General features: G+C 45.2%; 15 protein-coding genes. 1 reads left to right on the forward strand and 14 read right to left on the reverse strand.

Annotation, left to right across the window (positions count from 1 at the left end; genetic code table 11):
* Positions 1-26: 26 nt before the first annotated feature.
* From QT994_RS01135 to QT994_RS01195, 13 genes are all read right to left on the reverse strand, one after another.
* A complete protein-coding gene (locus QT994_RS01135; protein ID WP_333171042.1) occupies positions 27-755 on the reverse strand; it encodes an HAD family phosphatase in 729 nt (242 codons plus the stop codon).
* Positions 756-901: 146 nt separating this feature from the next.
* Positions 902-1,801, reverse strand: a complete 900-nt coding sequence (locus QT994_RS01140; protein WP_333171044.1) for a methyltransferase domain-containing protein — start codon at positions 1,799-1,801, stop codon at positions 902-904.
* Between the two features lie 248 nt (positions 1,802-2,049).
* Positions 2,050-4,473 (reverse strand): ATP-binding protein, encoded by a 2,424-nt coding sequence (locus QT994_RS01145; protein WP_333171046.1) that lies wholly within the window; start codon positions 4,471-4,473, stop codon positions 2,050-2,052.
* Between the two features lie 584 nt (positions 4,474-5,057).
* Positions 5,058-5,783: a TVP38/TMEM64 family protein gene (locus tag QT994_RS01150; protein WP_333049660.1), complete on the reverse strand. Its 726-nt coding sequence runs from the start codon at positions 5,781-5,783 to the stop codon at positions 5,058-5,060.
* Positions 5,784-5,923: 140 nt separating this feature from the next.
* A complete protein-coding gene (arsS, locus tag QT994_RS01155; RefSeq protein WP_333171048.1) occupies positions 5,924-6,910 on the reverse strand; it encodes an arsenosugar biosynthesis radical SAM (seleno)protein ArsS in 987 nt (328 codons plus the stop codon).
* A 231-nt stretch (positions 6,911-7,141) separates the two neighbouring features.
* The gene (arsC, locus tag QT994_RS01160; RefSeq protein ID WP_006633827.1) at positions 7,142-7,537 is read right to left on the reverse strand and encodes an arsenate reductase, glutathione/glutaredoxin type; all 396 of its coding nucleotides are present in this window, start codon (positions 7,535-7,537) and stop codon (positions 7,142-7,144) included.
* A gap of 57 nt (positions 7,538-7,594) precedes the next feature.
* Positions 7,595-8,254, reverse strand: a complete 660-nt coding sequence (gene arsH, locus QT994_RS01165) for an arsenical resistance protein ArsH (protein WP_333171050.1) — start codon at positions 8,252-8,254, stop codon at positions 7,595-7,597.
* A 7-nt stretch (positions 8,255-8,261) separates the two neighbouring features.
* Entirely contained in the window at positions 8,262-8,966 is a 705-nt protein-coding gene (locus tag QT994_RS01170) for an MIP/aquaporin family protein (protein ID WP_333171052.1), read from the reverse strand.
* Between the two features lie 104 nt (positions 8,967-9,070).
* Positions 9,071-9,412 carry a metalloregulator ArsR/SmtB family transcription factor gene (locus tag QT994_RS01175; RefSeq protein ID WP_333171054.1) on the reverse strand — a complete coding sequence of 114 codons (342 nt, stop codon included), beginning with the start codon at positions 9,410-9,412 and terminating at the stop codon, positions 9,071-9,073.
* Positions 9,413-9,551: 139 nt separating this feature from the next.
* Positions 9,552-10,667 (reverse strand): inorganic phosphate transporter, encoded by a 1,116-nt coding sequence (locus QT994_RS01180; RefSeq protein ID WP_333171056.1) that lies wholly within the window; start codon positions 10,665-10,667, stop codon positions 9,552-9,554.
* A gap of 232 nt (positions 10,668-10,899) precedes the next feature.
* Positions 10,900-11,154, reverse strand: a complete 255-nt coding sequence (locus QT994_RS01185) for a hypothetical protein (protein WP_333049670.1) — start codon at positions 11,152-11,154, stop codon at positions 10,900-10,902.
* Between the two features lie 84 nt (positions 11,155-11,238).
* Positions 11,239-11,838: a hypothetical protein gene (locus QT994_RS01190; RefSeq protein WP_333049671.1), complete on the reverse strand. Its 600-nt coding sequence runs from the start codon at positions 11,836-11,838 to the stop codon at positions 11,239-11,241.
* 111 nt (positions 11,839-11,949) lie between these two features.
* Complete coding sequence (locus tag QT994_RS01195; protein WP_333049672.1) at positions 11,950-12,624, reverse strand: HEAT repeat domain-containing protein; 675 nt, start codon at positions 12,622-12,624, stop codon at positions 11,950-11,952.
* Positions 12,625-12,893: 269 nt separating this feature from the next.
* On the opposite strand from QT994_RS01195, the gene QT994_RS01200 reads away from it, so the two are divergent.
* Positions 12,894-15,353 carry a CBS domain-containing protein gene (locus QT994_RS01200; protein WP_333171058.1) on the forward strand — a complete coding sequence of 820 codons (2,460 nt, stop codon included), beginning with the start codon at positions 12,894-12,896 and terminating at the stop codon, positions 15,351-15,353.
* A 223-nt stretch (positions 15,354-15,576) separates the two neighbouring features.
* Here QT994_RS01200 and QT994_RS01205 read toward each other — a convergent pair whose 3' ends face one another.
* Positions 15,577-17,934: a polysaccharide biosynthesis tyrosine autokinase gene (locus QT994_RS01205; protein ID WP_333171060.1), complete on the reverse strand. Its 2,358-nt coding sequence runs from the start codon at positions 17,932-17,934 to the stop codon at positions 15,577-15,579.
* Between the last annotated feature and the right edge of the window lie 1,000 nt (positions 17,935-18,934).

Genomic DNA, 18,934 nt, shown 5'->3' on the forward strand with positions numbered 1-18,934 from the left:
ACACTAGCACGTAACTGCTAAAAAGGTCAAGTGTTTTCCGCAGCCAGCTCAGTGGGGGCGATCGAGCAAAGTGCAGCCACTCTATCCAACTCTAAATCAGCAAAATAGTCCACCGTCCAATTAGCTTGGCGCTGGATCATGTGAAACGGGTAAGTGTGAGTCACACCCGCAACCTGAATCCCCGCTTTTTTCGCCGCTTCAATCCCCGCAAAAGTATCTTCTAGCGCCAAACACTCGATCGGTTGCAGCTTAAAGTCAGGATATTTCTGGTTGAGAAGTTCCACAGCCAATAAATAGCCATCGGGTGCTGGTTTGCTCGCCGTCAAGTCGTCGCCTGCGACAATTAACTCAAAGTTTGCTGCCAAACCGGCCCGATCTAACACCAATTCTATATCCGATCGCATTGCCCCGCTAACTACCGCCATTTTCAGTCCTGCGACCCGAATTTTGTCAATAAATTCTGCCAAACCGGGATAAATCGGCAGTTTCTCCAAAGTATCTATTTGAGCTTTATAAGCTTCGGCCTTGCTCCGCAGCAGTCGATCGAGGTATGTTTCTGTTAGATATCGTCCTCGGCGCTTGAGTAGTTCGGTAATGCAAGCGCGATCGCTTTTTCCCAAACAAACTTCTCGAAACTCCCCACGTTTGAGGTGGAGATTTTCATCGAGCATCAATTGATCGATTATTTTCTCGTGAATTGGCTCATCATTAACAATCACGCCATTAAAATCAAATAAAACTGCTTTTAGGGTCATTAGTTATGAGTTATGAGTTATGAGTTATGAGTTATGAGTTATGAGTTATTAGTTATTAGTTATTATTCAGTCCGCGAAGGCGGACTTTGTTTGTGTAGCCCCGACTTCGAGTCGGTGGTTATTTTAGTCGGGAGTGATTCGGTAAATCAAGCAGGAGCCGGAATGCCTGGTAAATCGCCATCAAAATCAGGAGTTCGATCGCCCAAATTCCACCCCCTCGCCACCTTTGCCTGTTCCAAATCTTCCCCAGGCAAAGGTTTCACGCCCTGCGTCACCTGATTCACCCACCAGTGTTCGTGAGTTTGCACCGCCGCGAATCCAGCCGCCCCCGCCCAAGCATCGAGGCTGCCAGCAGCGTAAGACTTAATATAAGGCTCCTCAAAGATATCAGCCAGCCACTCTGTCTGCCGCAAAGTTTTTTGGTTTCCGTCCAAAATTGCCACTTGTCCCCCAACCTTCAGCAGTCGGAAGCTTTCTCGCAAAATTGCCCGCGATACAGCAGGTGGCGTCTCGTGAAACAGCAAAGAAGCTGCGACTAAATCGAAGCTGGCGTCAGCAAAAGCAACGCTTTCGGCATTTCCGTGCAACCACTGGATATTTAAGCCTGCTTTTTGCGCTTTCATTTCGGCAACTACCAGCATATAAGGCGACAAGTCCAGGCCGACAACTTCCGCGTCGGGAAAGGCTTGCTTGAGCATGAGCGTTGTCGAACCGGTGCCGCATCCCAAATCGATAATTCGACGCGGTTTCACCCGCACAGCATCAATTAAGCCTTGTCTGACGACTGTTTCGTGGGGAGGCAAAACATATTGCGTGATTGGATCGTAGGAAACGGCGCCACTGGGGTTGAGGTAGCCGCGTTTAATGCCGTGAAAGTTTTGGCTGGTGTAATATTCGGGATAAACTAAGTCGGGTTGTCGGTAGCGATCGCCCGCTGTTTCCCAGTCGATACCTTCGTAGAGTCGTTTCAGTGCTTCTTCGTCGATCGCCAGTCGAATCAGGGGCGACAAAAAGCGCTCGAAAATTGTATCCTTGCCAACAGCCATAAAACACCTTTAACAAAAACTCTTCTAATTTTAGCCAACGGCCGTAAATTTAGCATTAATTAAAACTGTTTGTCCCCTCGAACCTCTTCCCTCGAACCTCTATCCCTTACCTCGGTTACAAACTCCGTGGGCTTCCATTCCCACTTCCTCCTGATACCAGTTTCCAAAAATAATGTAACTATCGATAATATCCAAAACCTTGTAGTCCCAGGCATTCCCAAACTTAAAATCTAAAATCTAAAGTAGTCTTACTTCCCGTTACTAATAGGAATTTTTACCAAAAATTCCGTGCCTCCGCCCGGAGGTTGAGAAATTGTGATGCTGCCGCCGTGTCCATCCACTACAATTTTGTAGCTAATTGCTAACCCCAAACCCGTGCCTTTGCCCACCTCTTTAGTAGTAAAAAATGGGTTAAAAATTTGTTCTTTAACGCTGTCGGGAATGCCGGGGCCGTTGTCGGTGATCGCCACTTTCAGAAATTTTGCGCCATGTTCTCGAACTACTCCCGTGGAAATTGTAATGATTTTATCCAGGCGATCGATCTCGTTCAAGGCATCGATCGCATTGCTCAGCAAGTTCATAAACACCTGATTGAGCTGAGACGGATAGCATTCGACTGAAGGCACTTTTCCGTATTTCTTGACTATATAAATTCTATTTTTGATGCGGTTGGAGAGCAACAGCAAGGTATTTTCTATACCTTCGTGAATATCCGCCTGCTTTTTGTCAGATTCATCGAGGCGAGAAAAGTTACGCAAAGAAAGAACGATGCTGCGAATGCGTTCGGTTCCTATTTTCATAGAATCCAATATATGCGGCAAATCTTCCTCGATAAATTCTAACTCAATTTCTTCGGCAAAATCTGCGATTTCTGGCGGCACCTCTGGGAATGCTTCTTTGTATAAACTCACCAATTCTAATAAATCTTTAGTATATTTGCTGGTGTGAGGTAAATTAGCCGAAATGAAGTTAACCGGGTTGTTGATTTCGTGCGCTATCCCAGCTACCATTTGACCTAGTGATGACATTTTTTCGCTCTGCACTAAATGAGTTTGAGTCTTTTTCAGTTCATTTAAGGCACTATTAAGGAGTTTTACTTGGTCTTGGGTTTGACTGTAAAGGTGAGATTGAGTAATGGCGATCGCCAATTGGTCTGCTACAGCTTTTAAGAGTTGGATTTCCTCCCTACTCCAAAGCCAATGACTAACGTGGCTGCAAATTAAATAACCCTGCGGCTGGTTTTGAGTGTGGACAGGAACGGCTAAATAGCTATTAGCTTTTATTTCGCTCGCTTGAGCTGCACCCTCCGCCCAAATCTCCCTCGAAAGAATAATTGGCTCGCCTTGGCCACTCGGTATTGACAAATTTTCGACCAAGTAAGACTCAAAGTTTTTAGCGGGCGAGGAACAATCAGATGGGCAACATTCCCATAGGATTTGTAACATTTTTTCTTGCGGTTTGTACCAACCAAAAGCCGCCCGTTCTAGGTGCAGCAAACTTACTATTTCTTCGACTGTGCTTTGCACAATTTGGTCTAATTCTAGGGAAGCGCGAATGCGTCCAGCAATCCGGTTGAGCATGGCTTCTCGCTCCGCTTGAGCGCGATTGTTTTCGGAGGAATAAATTAGCCATATTGCTGCTAGCATTGCTGGGCCGAGCAGTCCGGCGACGACCGATGTCAGCAAATTTAATGCTTGCAGTTGGGATTCAATATTTTCGCGGGGAATTACTAAAGCCATCGACCAGTTAACTTCATGGAGGGGAGCGTAGGCTACGTACACCCATTTGTTATCTATTTGGACCAGTTCTATTTTCGTCTGGTGATCGATCATCTGCCGCGCAATTGTGGAGAGTGCGGGGTCTTGGGACTTTAAAAAGCTTGGGGCCGGCAGATCGATATTTCCGATTAAGTTAGTGTTGGGATGAACAATGGGTACTCCTTGTGAATTGAGCGCAAAAGCATAACTGTCGGAACCGTATTGCAAGCTGTTAGCCACAGAGGCTACTCGGTCTAATTTAATGCTGCCCGAGAGGACTCCAATTACTTTATTGGGAGTGGGAGGTAAGGCCCAAATAGGAGCTGAAATGATGATCGTCGGAAGTTTTGTACTGCGGGCGATCAGCGGGTCGGAAACGTTGAGCTGCCCGGCCATTGCTTTTTGAAAGTGTTGGCGGTCTTTGCTGTTCGCACGGTTGCCCAGAGTGTTGATAAATGAGCCGTCGGGTTGAGTTAATGACAGGATGGAATACTCTTTAAACCTGTATATTTCTCCTTGCAACCTGGGTTCGACTAATTTCCAATTGACAGTGCGAACTGTAGGATCGTAGGCAATAGTTTCTATTTCTGCTTTGCGGCTGCTGAGCCAGCGGTCGATTTCGTCCGTACCTTTTTCTAGTTTTAATAGTGCTATTTGCTTTAAATTGTCGAGGATTAGTCCGCGCACAAAAAAATAGCTGATGCAAGCAGTTGTGCTAATGGTTAAAGCCGTGGTGGCCAGAATTAGCAGGGTCAGCAAATGGCGGCGCTGCCGTCTGTGCTGCCAAACACTGTGCGCTTGCTGCCACCGCGATTGAGCAGAACTACTGATGTTTTGCCAAAAGCGGCGCAGCTTTTTTGTTTGTGGCGGCGGCGCAGACACAGATCTGGCTTGATTTGCTGGGTTTTGCATCATCAAATGTTCCCTCAGAGTCAATCGATTTTAGATTTTAGATTTTAGATTTTAGATTGAAGCATTGACGCCACGGATAAATTCGGGGGGCAAGTTTCATCGGATACAGGTTTTTTATTTCTGGACGGATGAATCCGGGGGCTTGTATCCGGGATGCTTTGGGTCAAATTCATCAAACGGCATTCGTCCTTCGTCATTCGGCAGAATTTATATCAGGTAAGTAGTGAGACCACTTTAAGAAAAGAATGCAACTGTAGCCAACATCCAAACCCTGGTAGTCCTCAGTCATTCCCAATTCTTCAATTCTTTAATCTCAAATCTAAAATGGTATGATTTGCACTCCTGACTGCAAACAATTTTTATTCGGGTGGGGGGTGTCGCCTTCTATTTTGGCATCAATTTTATATTTCGACCTTCGGTTTACCTATTTGAGGTTTGTGCTTTACGATATCTTTAATATCTATCTCGTTTGTATAACAAAAAAATTGTAAATAACACAGAGAAAATACGGAGTTTTTTAGATTAGCAATGTATTATAATGTATGAGCAAAACTCTCTTGACAATTTTACCAATTTGTGTTTGGCTTTCAAGGGGAAATTTTTTCGTCTAAAGCTTTTTTGGCCAAGCGGGTTGCATAAACGGTGAGGGCGATCGTTGCTAGCAAACCAATGCCGTAAAGAGCCCACTCAGCAGGAGTGCGCGATCGCCCGCTAGATCCGAGTGCAGCCAAACTCCCGGCCAGGGAACCGATATAAACATACATGACTGTTCCGGGAATCATGCCGATCCAAGATGCAAAAAAATAGTCTTTTAGAGATACCTGCGTGACTCCAAAAGCATAGTTAAGCAAATTAAACGGAAAAATTGGAGAAAGCCGCGTCAGCAGCACTATTTTCCATCCTTCAGAGGCAACTGCTGCATCGATCGCCTTAAATTTTTGATTGTCCTCTATCTGCTTGGAAACCCAGTCGCGAGTTAAATACCGCCCTACCAAAAAAGCGCAAGTTGCGCCTAAAACCGAGCCGATGGAAACACAAAGCGAACCGCCAACGACTCCGAACAAAACGCCAGAACCGAGAGTCAGCAAAGAACCGGGGATAAAGAGAATCGTTGCTACAATGTAAATTAAAATAAAAGCTGCCGGGCCCCAAGGGCCGAGACTCGCGATCGACTCCAGCGCATTTTTTAGAATTCCTTGAAAGTTGAAAAACTGGGTCGCTGCAATCAAAGCCACAGCTAAACCAATCCCTAAAATCAGCTTCCACCTGTTTGATGGCCGCGGATTTTCATCGGGCGATCGCGAATCATTCATTACCTCAACTCTCCACTCTCAATAATATGGGCATGGGGCATTTGGCCCAAAAGCATGGGGAATCGGGAATCGGGAATCGGGAATCGGGCCCAAGAACATAGTTTCTTCCTTCTTCCTTCTTCCTTCTTCCTTCTTCCTTCTCAAATCAAAGTACCGCCGCAGCTAGAACCGCAACCCGCCGTACAGCCATAACAATAAGCAGCAGTTTGCACCTCTTGAATCACATCTAAACTGCCAGATTCGAGCAATTTAGCAGCAGTTATCTTTTCGCCGCTGCCAGTTTTCGCCGGCAGATTTTCCATCTGGTTAAAGTCGCAGTCGTAGACATTGCCCAAATAGTCGATCGACAATTCGTTGCGGCACATTAAATGTTCCAGAGTACCGGGATTAAAATTATCCTCCAAAAACCCCAGATAAGGCTTGTGCAGTTTCTTATGTTCCAGATGAAACTTAGTCCGTCCCACCGGCAAATTAGTAATCGCGAACAATTGATTAAAACAAATCCCAAAATGTTCGGCTAAATAAACCTTGTAATCTTGCTCTAACTTGCCTTGTTCCGGTGTTAGCGAAAACTTGTCTGTTGTCGGCACTTGTGGATTGTACACCAAATCCAGAGTTAAATTTGGGTTTTTTCCGTATCCCAACTGATTTAGCTTTTGCAGCGCCCGCATCGAACTGTCAAAAACACCGTTGCCGCGCATTTTGTCCACATTGTCAGCTTGGTAGCAGGGAAGCGAGGCCACAATTCTGAGTTGGTGCTGCGCGCAATATTCGGGAATATCTTCAAAACCTTTTTCAAAGTAAATCGTCAAATTAGAACGAACAATTACCTCTTTACCTGCCGCCCTGGCAGCTTCCGCTAGCGGTTTAAAACCGTAAAGCATTTCGGGAGCACCGCCTGTGAGGTCAACAGTTTGAATTTGAGGAAAGCGACGAATGATTTCAATTAATTGGTCGCAAATTTCCGGGGAAAGTTCTTCTGTTCGTTTCGGGCTAGCTTCTACGTGGCAGTGAGTGCAAGCGAGGTTGCAGCGTTTGCCGAGATTAATTTGTAAAACAGTAATCTGCTTTTTAGTTAAAGCTGAGTTTAGTTTGTTTTTGAAAGGCGTGACTGCTGTCTGAATCATGTGCTAACCTTTTGGTCTTTGCTCGCAACGAATGTAGAGGCGTTCCGGCGGAACGCCTCTCATAATTTAGCACTAATTCTTTGGATGCGACAGCGACTAATTTGAATGATTGACAACAAAGTTAATTGAAAATCACATCTTGCACCATTCTTAACAACAGGCTTTTCGACCTGTTCCACAAAAGTTAATTTTCTTGTGGGGTGGGCATCCTGCCCGCCCGTCTACTTAATCTTACTTGAGAGAGTCAACTAATGTTTCAACTCGTGCTTTAATTTCATCTCGAACGCGGTGAAAAGTTTCGATGGGTTGTCCGTCAGGATCGTCGAGTTGCCAATCTTCAAACACTTCTCGCAATACCCACGCTTCGGGTAAATTCACGCCGCAGCCGCAGAGAGAAATTACTGCATCGTAGTCTTCTGCATTGAATTCGCTTAAGGGGTTTGATGTTTGATCGGTGATATCAATGCCGATTTCTGACATGACTTGAATTGCTGTCGGATGAACTCTGCTTGATTCTAACCCGGAACTGGTGACTCCAATCTTGCCGGCTCCGATGGTTTTAGCGAATCCTTCTGCCATTTGCGATCGGCAGGAGTTTCTTTTGCAAACAAACATTACTTTTTTCATGGTTTTTGCTAGTTGTTAGTTGTTGGTTATTGGTTGTTGTCGGAGTTCCGGCGGTTTCTAAGCGCCCGGTAATTCAAGAGCCCGATTTGCTAGTGCGATCGCCTCTTTAGCTGCTTGTTCCTTGCGTTCGCTGTAGCGATCGGTCAAATAGTCGGTTTGCTCCCGCAACAGCAAGGTAAACTTGTACAGTTCCTCCATCACGTCGATCGCGCGATCGCGATAAGGCGAATCCTTCATCGTCCCATCTTCATTAAATTCCTGATAAGCTTTCGCAACCGAAGACTGATTCGGAATCGTAAACATCCGCATCCAGCGGCCCAAAATTCTCAAAGTATTGACAGCATTAAAAGATTGCGAACCACCGCTAACTTGCATCACCGCCAAAGTTCGGCCTTGAGTCGGTCTGACAGCCCCAATGCTTAAAGGAATCCAGTCAATTTGATTTTTCATAATGCCGGTAATATTGCCGTGCATTTCTGGACTAGACCACACTTGACCCTCCGACCACAGGCTTAATTCCCGCAACTCTTGAACCTTCGGATGAGTATCGGGAACGCTGCCGTAAATCGGCAATTCAAGAGGATTGAAAACTCGAACTTCGGCACCGAAACCCTCAATAATTCTCGCCGATTCTTCCGCCAACAAGCGGCTGTAAGAACGCTCTCTTAAAGAGCCGTATAGAAACAAAATTCTCGGTTTGTGCGTAAAACTTGTCATGATACTTTCAATTAAAATCCCGAAATCCGTTAGACAGTTCCCGATAAACTGCGACTGCTAATTGTGCTCCCCAGATCGGAGCCACCCAATAAACCCAATGGTGTTCCCAAATGCCGCCAATTAAAGCCGGGCCCAGAGACCGTGCCGGATTCATGCTCGCTCCGGTAATCGGCCCCATAAATGCAGCTTCTAACCCTACAGTTAACCCAATTGCTATCCCGGCAAAGCCGATGTGAGCGCGTCTATCTAATCCCGAACCGAGGATAACAAACATTAAGATAAAGGTCAAAACAGTTTCTAAAATTAGAGACTGCAACCAGTTACCATTAAGAGGGATAGTTGCACCGAGATTTGCTACTTCACCTAAAGTAATTAGCAGCACTTGAGAAGCTGTGACCGCCCCCGCAGACTGGGCAAAAATATAGGGCAAAACTTTGTATTTTGGGAAAAAACCGCTCGCCCAAAACCCTAAAGTTACGGCCGGATTAAAGTGTGCGCCGCTGATATGTCCGATCGCGTAAATCATGGCACATACTACTGCACCAAATACAAAACTGACGCCTAAATGAGTTACGGAACCAGCGCTAGTTTTGTTAACCATCACCGCGCCCGTCCCTGCAAAAACCAAAATAAATGTACCTAGAAATTCGGCGATCGCCTCTCGCCTGCAATCGGGGCGAGCACAAGCTAACCGATGAATTGTTGCATCCATCGCTTTCAACTAATTGGTTCGTTTATATCATATCAATAAAATTTGATATGTCAATCATAAAAACAACCGTATCAGTATTTGAGTTATTAAGAAATGTTGATGGGTTAACCCGCGTCGGAACAGGGCCGCGCCGGCAAGATCTGGCTGAAACGGCGGTATTCGGCGAGGTACTGTTCGAGGGCGACAAACTGAGCTAAATTGAGGCTGTAGTAGATCCAGCGGCCTTCTTGGCGGCTACGGACTAAAGCTGCATCCTTCAAGGCTTTGAGGTGAAAAGAGAGTTTAGACTGAGGAACAGAAAGTCGATCGCACAAATCGCACACGCACAACTCCTGTTCCCGCAGCAACTCCAAAATCTGAATCCGCAGGGGGTCGGAAAGAGCGTGAAAGCCAGCAGCGATCGATTTATCTGCAACAGGCGGCGCGATCGGAGAATTTTTAACCATAAATTACCCTTAAATTTTTATTCAAAAACTCCCAGCGCGATTTCTTGTTTTTACCGTTAGAGTTGATATGGTTATCCTTTGATGACAATCCAAAATCAACTGCGAACTCTTTATCTTCTAGGACTAATGATTAATTCTCTTACCGATGCAACACCCAGTAAGCACAGCCGCTGATTGCCGCAGCAATTGGCAAGGTCAAAATCCATGATAGTAGAATCTGATAGAAAACGCGCACATTAGCTTTTTTTGAAATCAATCCAACACCAAAAATTGAACCTACCGAAACATGGGTAGTAGACACGGGAAGTCCATAGCGACTGGCAGCAATAACTAAAAATCCCGTCACTAAGTTAGCCACAAGTCCTTGACCGGTATTCATTGCTGTAAGCTTTTTGCTCATTGTTTCGGCCACTTTTCGAGCATTCAACAAACCGCCCATCGCCATTCCCAAAGCTACTGCTAAACTTCCCCACTGAACTGATATTGATTGACCGACTAACATGAGCGAAACAATTTTCGGAGTATCGTTCAATCCTCTGGCAAAACTGACAATTCCCGCACTCATAAAATGGCAAACATCCACTAACTTTTGGCTGGGAATTTGTAAGAAATTTCCCTGGTACCTTTGCGTGCATTTATCGAGAGAATCGACCGCGACATCAGCGGTTGTGATGCACTTCAGTATGTTAGTTGAATCCGGTTGGGGAATGGGAATAATCTGTTGAATTTGACCAGCGCAAATACACCATTCTTTCTGGATTCCTAAATAAACTCGCAGGTAGCGAGACAGCCCATAAATTAAAGCTGCTAATGGAATCGCAATCAAGGGACTCAGCAACAAAGGCATTAGAAAAGTTTTCTGCAATGCTGTAAAATTAACTTGAGTACCAATTGCTACTAAACCTGCACCGACAAGCGCACCTGTAAGACCGTGAGTTGTGGAAATAGGGAATCCAGTTAAGGTAGCAAGAATAACGGTTAAACCCGCAGCGATCGCGACTGCCAAATGAAAATCTGGGGCATTGGCTATCTCGTCTGGAACTAGCCCTTTTCCCGAAAAGCTTTTTACCAGCGTTTCTGCTAAAAAAATAGAAAATACTGAACCTGCAAAAGTTGTGATCGTTGCCCAACTAATGGCTGTTTTATAGTTCGTTGTCTGACTGCCAAACAGTGTTGCCACGCCTTTAAAATTATCATTAGCACCATTGCAGTATGCTAAAAAAAGCGTGGCGATAAATAGCGCAATAAGTAACATTCTCTTAGTCAGAATAAGTGTGTTTTATTTGAAACAGTTTTTGGCCGGGACCCCTACAGCACCGAATTTGATTGTAGAGACACAGTTGCCTCAAATAAAATAATGAAAATATTAAGATTTCTTTGGAAGGCGAGCGATCGCGTCTTAATTTCGCGCAACATGGCAGCGAGAGTGAAGGATACTATAATTAAGGATCGGCGATCATCGCGGACGGTACGCTCACCCCACCCATTCACTTCGGAGTCTGTACCCGCGCCGGCACATCTGTCAGTCCGGCTTTGTGCATCAGCGAAATCACCCCTATAGATAGAATTCCCCCAATGATTGCCCCAACAACTACGAGAATGATAAAGACTTTTTGCAGAGTTTTTTTAGTGGCGGGGTGGTACTGTCTTGGCAAACCTTCACCTTGCTCGTCCAGTTCTTGCTCCAAGGGGTCTAGCGGATTGGAGGGATTTGAGTTAAAAGGATTGGGTGCTTGATTCATGGCTGGCTTTGGTTAAACGAGATCAACAACTATTTTAACTTGCGATTTGCACGCAGCAGGTTAAATAATACCTTCTGGTTTCACTCAAGACTCTATAAAATTTATTAAGATACCGAGAATTTTACCAACATTATTAATAAAATATTCGCTGGTGTCAATCTCGATCGCACTTCCTTCTAGTTTGAAGAATTTCCAAATACTCCCAGTTGTGATCACTCCATAAATTGTCTGAATGTCATTTTCTTGACGCTGGTTAAATATTTGTGCTGCGATCGTTTCTGCCATGCACTGTCCTAAGCCGGATTGGATGTTGTCATTTTTGGCTTCAACCAAGGCGATAACAGGGGATTCAATGACTAGCTGTTCCGGCGATCTGCTAATTAGAAAATCGCAATAACCGCTCAAACCCCTAGCAGCGTCTACATTGAATTCTCGCCCTGAAAATAAACTCATCCGTTCCGGTAGCCGTTTTTTTATTTCAACTAATATTGGAGCGACAATTAGCTCGGAGCGAGCTTTCTCGGAATTAATTTCTAGTGCTAAAGGCAGATTGAATTGCAAAGTTTCTTGCAAAAAACTGCTGGGTACTATTTCGGGAATGTCGGCAAACAATCCCATCTTGCTCGAAAAGGCGATGCCGAAATTTGTCTTAATTTGTTCGACGCTAAATTGACTGTAGGGCATTTAACTCCCTCTCCCAAAACAATAACTTTTTTGAAACATCCCAGTCGGGGCGGGTCGATCTGATTCTACTGGTTAAATTACAGATTTTAATAAACCCGCCTCTACAAATTTTTACACTTCTGCTTTTGACAGGCGATCGAGAGAAATTGTTGCCGCTTGAGATACTTGAGAATTTCTGTCTTTTTCTAAGTATTTTAAAGCAGAAACGCTCTTAACACTCGGCAAATTGCCCAAAGCTTCAGCCAGCCTCTGGCGGATCAGCCAATCTTCCGACTGAGCAAAATTGAGGATGCGATCGATCGCCCCAATTTCCTTAATTTCCCCCAAAGCCGAAATTGCCGCCTGCTGGATCACCACTTGCTCGCTGTCGAGAGCTTTCAGCAGCACATCGCGGGCCCGGGGATCTTTGAGATTTCCCAGAGAAACAGCAGCACTGAAGCGCACCAGCCATTGAGTATCTTCGTAAAAAGCCCGCACCAAAGCATCAAAAGCTCTTATATCTTCCAGATAGCCCAAAGCACCCGCAGCGTCAGCGCGAATGCCGTAATCCGGGTCAGTTTCTAGCAATTTGACTAGAATGGGATAGCACTCTGCCGTGGGTTTGACCCCAAGAGCAAACACAGCCATCGATCGCACTTGCAAACTTTCGTCGTTCAACACCTTTTTAATCAAAGGCACCGCCTCTGCAGCAGGCACATTCCGCAAGTTGGCCAAAGCCACCATTCGATCGGCTGAATTTTCGCTTTCTAACTTGGCCGCAATTTGCTCTAAGCTTAAAGTTGTCATTATGGATAAATCTTGTAGTAAAACTTTACATTCGGGTTATTTTGATTATAGGGGAGTCTCAGGAGAAAAGGAGGCAGTAAAAACCGCCCAAGGATTTGAGATCGGTGAGATGGCGAATTAGTGACACCATTAATCTAAAGCTGAGATTGCGTGGGAAATAATAAATTCCAAAGTCTATTATTTAAATCCCAAGCACAGGCGAGGTGTTTCTGCCGTTCCCCAAGGCTTTGCCCGATAGTTAGCCGCCCTCTGACAACCTGCAATCAACTATGCCCTTTTACCACCCGCCCTTGTACTCCTCAGCCTTAGAACAAGCGATCGACCGGTACCCCCTAACTGCCGGGCCAGAAACTTCCTTAGCAGTTGCGATCGCCCTGATGAGTCAGTTGCAAAACAGTTGTCCCCTAGTCAAAACACCTGTACCCTCAGACCGGGGGGCGATGACCGAAACATCCGCGCCGGAAAAGGTGCGGGCCCGCTGCGTGTTCGTTGTGGAGAACCAGCAGACTATTACCACAGGCAACTTATCCGACAACCCCAGCCGCGGACTGTTAATCGGCATATTAACTCCCGCCGACCTTGTGAGGCTGATAGCTTCTGGCAAAATAGACACTCAGCATAAAGTAGCCCTGCACAAAATACCAATTTCCGAAGTGATGTCCCCGGTGTCGGTCTCCCTCACAGAATCCGATGACCAAGACGTGTTTACCGCTTTATCCTTATTTCGCCAGCACAAGATTCGCTATTTGCCGATAGTCAATCAATTTCGCCACTTGGTAGGAGTGCTGACGCGGGAAAGAATTCGCCAAGTATTGCAGCCTTCCAACATTCTTAAATTGCGGCGGGTAGCAGAATTAATGACTACGCCAATTACAGCGCCCCACACCGCCTCGTTGCTGACCATAACCGAACTGATGTCAGAGCATCAAGTCAGTTGCGTAGTGATTACAAAAAACAAAGAATTAACAATGGAGAAGCCCAAAGATGACTATACCTCCATTTTTCACTATTCCTTTCACCAACCCCTGGGAATTATTACCGAATATGACCTTGTGCAGGCACAGTTTCTCGAACTAAATTTCGAGCAAACCCCAGCTCAAAAAGTCATGAGAACTCCCCTGCAATTTCTTCAACCTTCCGATTCCCTATGGACGGCGCACAAAGAAATGGAGCAGCAACAAGTGCAGCGGTTGGTCGTGTGCGGGGGACGCGGAGAACTGTTGGGAATTATTACTCAGACCAGCTTGCTCAGAGTCCTCGACCCCACCGAAATGTACCGAGTTGTCAAACAGTTGCAGCAGTCGGTTTATCAACTGCAAGCCGAAAAAGTGGAACTGTTGCAAAGCCGCAACGCCAAACTAGAACAGCAGGTGCGGGAACGGACTGCAAAACTCCATGAACAATTGCAGCGCGATCGGCTGTTAACTCACATTTCCTTGCGGATTCACCAATCCTTAAACCTCGAAGAAATTCTCAACGCCAGCGTCGATGAAGTCCGCCAAGTTTTGCAAGCTGACCGAGTAGCAATCCTGCATTTAGAGTCCAGCAATTACGGCATTGTAGTGGCAGAATCCGTTGCCGAAAATTGGTCTTCAATCTTGGGAGAAATCATGCCGGATAATATTTGGCAAGAATCTACTTCCGTGATAGAACAGGAAATTTATGCGGTTCCGGACATCGACCAAGCCTGTTTGAGCGCCGAAAAATATGCCCGGTTCCAGCAAGCGCAAATCAAAGCTTATTTGATTGTACCAATTTTGCAAGACGGCAATTTGTGGGGGATGATGTGTGTTCATCAGTGTTCCCAATCCCGTCAGTGGCAGCCTTCGGAAGTGGATTTGCTGCTGCAACTGGCAACTCAAATCGCGATCGCCATTCAGCAAGCCCAACTCTATCAGCAAGTCCAAAATCTCAACACCGACCTCGAACGCCAAGTCCAAGAACGCACCGCCGAATTGCAGCAAAAAGTTCACGAACTCCAGCATTTAAACGTCCTCAAAGATGAATTTCTCAGCACAGTTTCTCACGAACTGCGGACGCCTTTAGCTAATATAAAAATGGCTATTCATATGTTGAGAATTTCTACCACACCAGATCGACGCCAGATTTATCTAGAAATTTTAGAAACAGAATGTACTAGAGAAACAGATTTGATTAATGCTTTGCTAGATTTGCAGCGACTCGAAGCCGCAACTTGTCCGATCGACCTCGAACCAGTAAACTTAGAAGTCTGGCTGCCTACTATTATCGACCCGTTTTACACCCGGGCCCACGACCGCCACCAAGATTTGCGAGTAGAGTGCGATCGCCACCTCCCCACGATCAGTTCCAACCGCGCTAGTTTGGGACGAATTTTAGCCGAACTCCTCAACAATGCCTGCAAATATACGGCCAATGACGGTGAAATTTTTGTGAAAGTTGAGTGCAAAAACGGAGATGGCGAACAAGGAGGACAAAGGACAAATTCGCGACAAGCAAGTGCTGTGGCTTCAGAAATCAAATTTACACTCAGCAATCAATCGTCGATTTCCATAGAGGAATTGCCTCGAATTTTTGAGAAATTTTATCGAGTTCCCAACGCCGATCCTTGGAAACAAGGAGGTACAGGTTTGGGTTTAGCTTTGGTTCAAAAACTTGTCGAACAGTTGCAGGGAAAAATTGAGGTTGAAAGCAGGAATGGCTGGACTAATTTTATCGTCACATTTCCTACCCACCCGGATGGAAATTAGTCCGCCATCAGTCAATTTTAGATTTTCGATTTTAAATCTTAGACTTCGGCCTAAAAGGTTCGGCGAGCGCGAGCGTCAAGTCGCGCTCAGTCGAAAGATTTTAGATTTTCGATTTACTCCACAGACAAATCTGGGAGCTTGAACAAGAGTCTAAAATTTTTGGAGTTCCATGACTCCTGTCAGGGGCTTGTATCCATTTTTTGGGTGTCAGCTTTTTTGGGTGTCACTCTTTTTTAGGAGCTAGTTTGCGGATACGAGACGGTGCTGGTGCCAAATTCAAATATTCATTTTTATCTTCAACAACTGATGATCTAGATGCTGGATACTTCTTGCGTTTAGAGGCATGATTCGCAACTGTGCCCAAGCATGGTATGCCAAAATTTTCTAATTGACTGAAAACTTTTTTGACTACAGAAAAGGGGACTTGGTGAAGTGCTACAACCATCAGTATGCCATCGGTGCGCGCCGCTAAAAAATTCGTATCTTTACTGTCCGCCAGCGGCGGCGTATCGTAGATAACTAAGTCAAATTTTGCCTGAAGTTCTTCCATTAAATACTGCATCTGAGATGATGCCAGCCGTCTGGCAGTACCCGGATCTGGGAGACCGGCAGTTAATACAAAAAGATTATCTGCTAGATGCGATCGTTGGATAATTTCATGGGGTTCGTTGTTATTGTCGAGCAAGTTGCTCAATCCCTTGACATTAGGCAGTTCCAAAAGCAAGTGCAGGCTCGGCGAATGCAAATTCGCGTCTACTAACAGCACTCGCTGACCCGCCAGCGCTGCCACGTGAGCTAAGTTTAAAGCAACGGTAGATTTGCCTTCGCCAACTGTAGCCGAACCAACTGCCAAAGAGCTAATCGTTCGATTTGAAGAAAGAAAGCGGATATTAGTATAAAGAGAGTCAAAAGCTTCTATAAATTCCGCAGCATTTTTCTTATTACCCTCTTTTCCTTCAAGATAAGCATAGGCATTAGCAATAGAAGGCAGAATTTTTTTAGCATTTTTGTCCAGAGGAATTGCTCCCAGTAAAGGCGCTTCAACCGCATCTTTAACGTCATCAGCACAGTAGAAAATATTGCGGAACTTTTCAATGAGGATAGCAGCTCCCAGACCCAACACTAGCGCCCCAACAACTGCCATCACCAATTTGTTTTTAGCTTTCGTTGCAACTGGAATCAGCTTGCCCTTAGCATCTCGGGGTATGCCTGGTTCAGAAATTATTTCCCAAGGTACTTGGCTTTGAGCTGCCTGGACGCGGAGATTTTCCCGCTGGCTTAAAAGTTGATCGCGGGTGCGGGCGGCGATGTCTAATTGCTGTTGCAGTTCGTTGTAGCGGCGGGCTATACTGGGAAATTCTCGCGCTTCTCGGAGCAAATTGTTTTTAGTTTGACCGATCGCCTGACTGCGAGCTTCTAAGACTTCAACTTGGTTGGCAGTATCAACCAATTGTTTAATCAAGCCTATGCGAATCGAATTTTGAAAATTTTGAACTTTAGAATTTGCTTGGGTTCCTACTAAATTTTGCCCCAAAATTCGATCAGTTTGCTGGTTGAGCAAAGCTACTAAATTTGCCCGCTTGCGCTCTAAAGCTTCCACTATAGGGTTAGCAGATTTAAAACGAGCTGTTTCTACAGCAATCTGACCTTCTACTTCCTTTACCTTGGTCAGCAACTCTTTATATTGAGGTTCTTCGCTTAAAGCTGAAGCGGCAATAGCTTCATTTGGTGTAAAATCTAATTGTTTTTGCAAGTTAGCATACAGCGTTTTCTGTTCTTGCAGTAGCCTTTGAGTTTCTAACTCTAAAGTCTCTACGCTACGAACTTGCGCGATCAATTGCCCGCCTTGTTCTTTAGGGTCGGTAATATTTTGCTGCTGCTGTATCACCTGTAACTCCGACTTCAGCGTATTTACGCGCTTATTGAGTCCCGGAAGCTGGTCTTCAATAAATTTAACACCTTCACCAATCCGAGTCTTGCGTTCATCAAGACTGTACTTTAAATATTTCTTTTTAGTTTCTTCTAAAACGAACTCAACTAATTCAGGCTCATCCCCCATGAAGCGAACTTGCAAAATTTTAGTCAGCGTGCTCTCATTTTCTCCCATCCGCAAAACGACTAATCCTTTTTCAAGAATTTCCTCGGTAACTTTTGGATATCGTTTTTGGACTGGTTTGGCAATAGCAGAAAGCATCTGAGGACCCTTGAGAATTTCAAGTTGAGTTGCGTAGTCCAAACTAAAAAAATCTCGATTAGGCACTCCCCCCCCCTCGCCGCGATTGGCTAGGGCAGCGGGATCAGCAATTCTTGCCTCCGTTGTCACGGGTTCCACTAGCATCCGAAAATCGCCTTGATATGTTTTCTTGCCTCCCTTGATCTGATAAACAACTCCACCGCCTACTAGAGCTATAATCCCAATAATGATTAGGGCTTGTCGCTGAAAAGTCCTCAACAACGGCTTTAGATTCAATCCTTTCTGAGGCTGCGCGCTTAACTCTTCTCCCTCGTCAACGGAAAATTGCTGCACCTGTCTGCTCTGGCTGCTAATGGGTACGATATGAGCGTCCTGTTCTCTTTCCATGTTGACCTCTTGGATATTTTGTGCGTAAAATCAGCTTTGTTCTGCAAGCCTTCGGGTTGATACTTTGAGCATTGGATTAAGGATATCACACGAAATTATTGGTTGGTCGAGCCCACTTCCTTCTAATAGTTCTCACTACTTTCACATAGTATACAAAAATAACTAAGTCCCTATGCTATGCCGGTGGCAAAAGTTCTTTTACAACTGCTGGAGAGTTATATCAGACTGCATTTGAGTCTGCTGCGTTGTGCTTGTATTTAGGGTTTACGGGTGACGAAGCAAACTTTTTCAGGTGTTGCTCAGCTTCGCGACAGGGGGTTCAATAACTTTACCAAACTTTTACAATTGACCGTAACACCTCAGCCGCCGCTTGCGCTGGTATTGGTTTGTCCTCTATGCCATTTTTCGGTTCGCAGTCCAGGGCAGAAGCACTTGTTAACTTACGCGCTAACTGACCGGCTAAAAAGTTTTGCATTTCCCATGTAGATATAATTAGCCACCTTCAGCAGATTTTTGGGAACGGCAACTAATCGAATCAATTTCCGAGAAAAATCTATTTCTTCTTTTAACTATAAACTTTTTGAGGAGCTGGAGGACTAATTAAGTATATAGACTTACTTATCGTGGCAATTATATCACAAACTATTATCTATAGTGCGCTACCGACATAACATTTAATAATTTGTGTTCTCAAGCTTGATCGACATCTCCAACAACTCAATCCTTGTGGGCCTTTCTACGGGGGCGGATGGCGCTACGCGATTTATGTATTTTCGTAAAAAAACTAGGTTTCTGCGTTCCGGGGCTATTACTAAAACTATCGCTTTGATTCGCCCTCCGAGCAAGTTATAGCAATCCTTTCGGTAAACGCGCAACGGGCTTTTTTGGGAATTAACCGATGCAATAAGAAGATGATACATTGTCAAACAAAAAAAAGAGTTCGCGCAGGAGGGGAGGATTGCTATTGATCTCGCTCGGATTAGCTATCGGTAGTTGTTGT

It is taken from the genome of Microcoleus sp. S13_B4 (assembly GCF_036700885.1).
In the GTDB taxonomy this organism is placed as follows: Bacteria; Cyanobacteriota; Cyanobacteriia; order Cyanobacteriales; family Microcoleaceae; genus Microcoleus.

What these genes read in the sequence shown, in the direction of transcription:
- arsS (WP_333171048.1), bottom strand. Translation starts at nt 6,910, where the DNA reads ATGATTCAGACAGCAGTCACGCCTTTCAAAAACAAACTAAACTCAGCT.
- arsC (WP_006633827.1), bottom strand. Translation starts at nt 7,537, where the DNA reads ATGAAAAAAGTAATGTTTGTTTGCAAAAGAAACTCCTGCCGATCGCAA.
- QT994_RS01195 (WP_333049672.1), bottom strand. Translation starts at nt 12,624, where the DNA reads ATGACAACTTTAAGCTTAGAGCAAATTGCGGCCAAGTTAGAAAGCGAA.
- QT994_RS01145 (WP_333171046.1), bottom strand. Translation starts at nt 4,473, where the DNA reads ATGATGCAAAACCCAGCAAATCAAGCCAGATCTGTGTCTGCGCCGCCG.
- QT994_RS01205 (WP_333171060.1), bottom strand. Translation starts at nt 17,934, where the DNA reads ATGGAAAGAGAACAGGACGCTCATATCGTACCCATTAGCAGCCAGAGC.
- QT994_RS01190 (WP_333049671.1), bottom strand. Translation starts at nt 11,838, where the DNA reads ATGCCCTACAGTCAATTTAGCGTCGAACAAATTAAGACAAATTTCGGC.
- arsH (WP_333171050.1), bottom strand. Translation starts at nt 8,254, where the DNA reads ATGACAAGTTTTACGCACAAACCGAGAATTTTGTTTCTATACGGCTCT.
- QT994_RS01200 (WP_333171058.1), top strand. Translation starts at nt 12,894, where the DNA reads ATGCCCTTTTACCACCCGCCCTTGTACTCCTCAGCCTTAGAACAAGCG.
- QT994_RS01175 (WP_333171054.1), bottom strand. Translation starts at nt 9,412, where the DNA reads ATGGTTAAAAATTCTCCGATCGCGCCGCCTGTTGCAGATAAATCGATC.
- QT994_RS01185 (WP_333049670.1), bottom strand. Translation starts at nt 11,154, where the DNA reads ATGAATCAAGCACCCAATCCTTTTAACTCAAATCCCTCCAATCCGCTA.
- QT994_RS01140 (WP_333171044.1), bottom strand. Translation starts at nt 1,801, where the DNA reads ATGGCTGTTGGCAAGGATACAATTTTCGAGCGCTTTTTGTCGCCCCTG.
- QT994_RS01150 (WP_333049660.1), bottom strand. Translation starts at nt 5,783, where the DNA reads ATGAATGATTCGCGATCGCCCGATGAAAATCCGCGGCCATCAAACAGG.
- QT994_RS01135 (WP_333171042.1), bottom strand. Translation starts at nt 755, where the DNA reads ATGACCCTAAAAGCAGTTTTATTTGATTTTAATGGCGTGATTGTTAAT.
- QT994_RS01170 (WP_333171052.1), bottom strand. Translation starts at nt 8,966, where the DNA reads ATGGATGCAACAATTCATCGGTTAGCTTGTGCTCGCCCCGATTGCAGG.
- QT994_RS01180 (WP_333171056.1), bottom strand. Translation starts at nt 10,667, where the DNA reads ATGTTACTTATTGCGCTATTTATCGCCACGCTTTTTTTAGCATACTGC.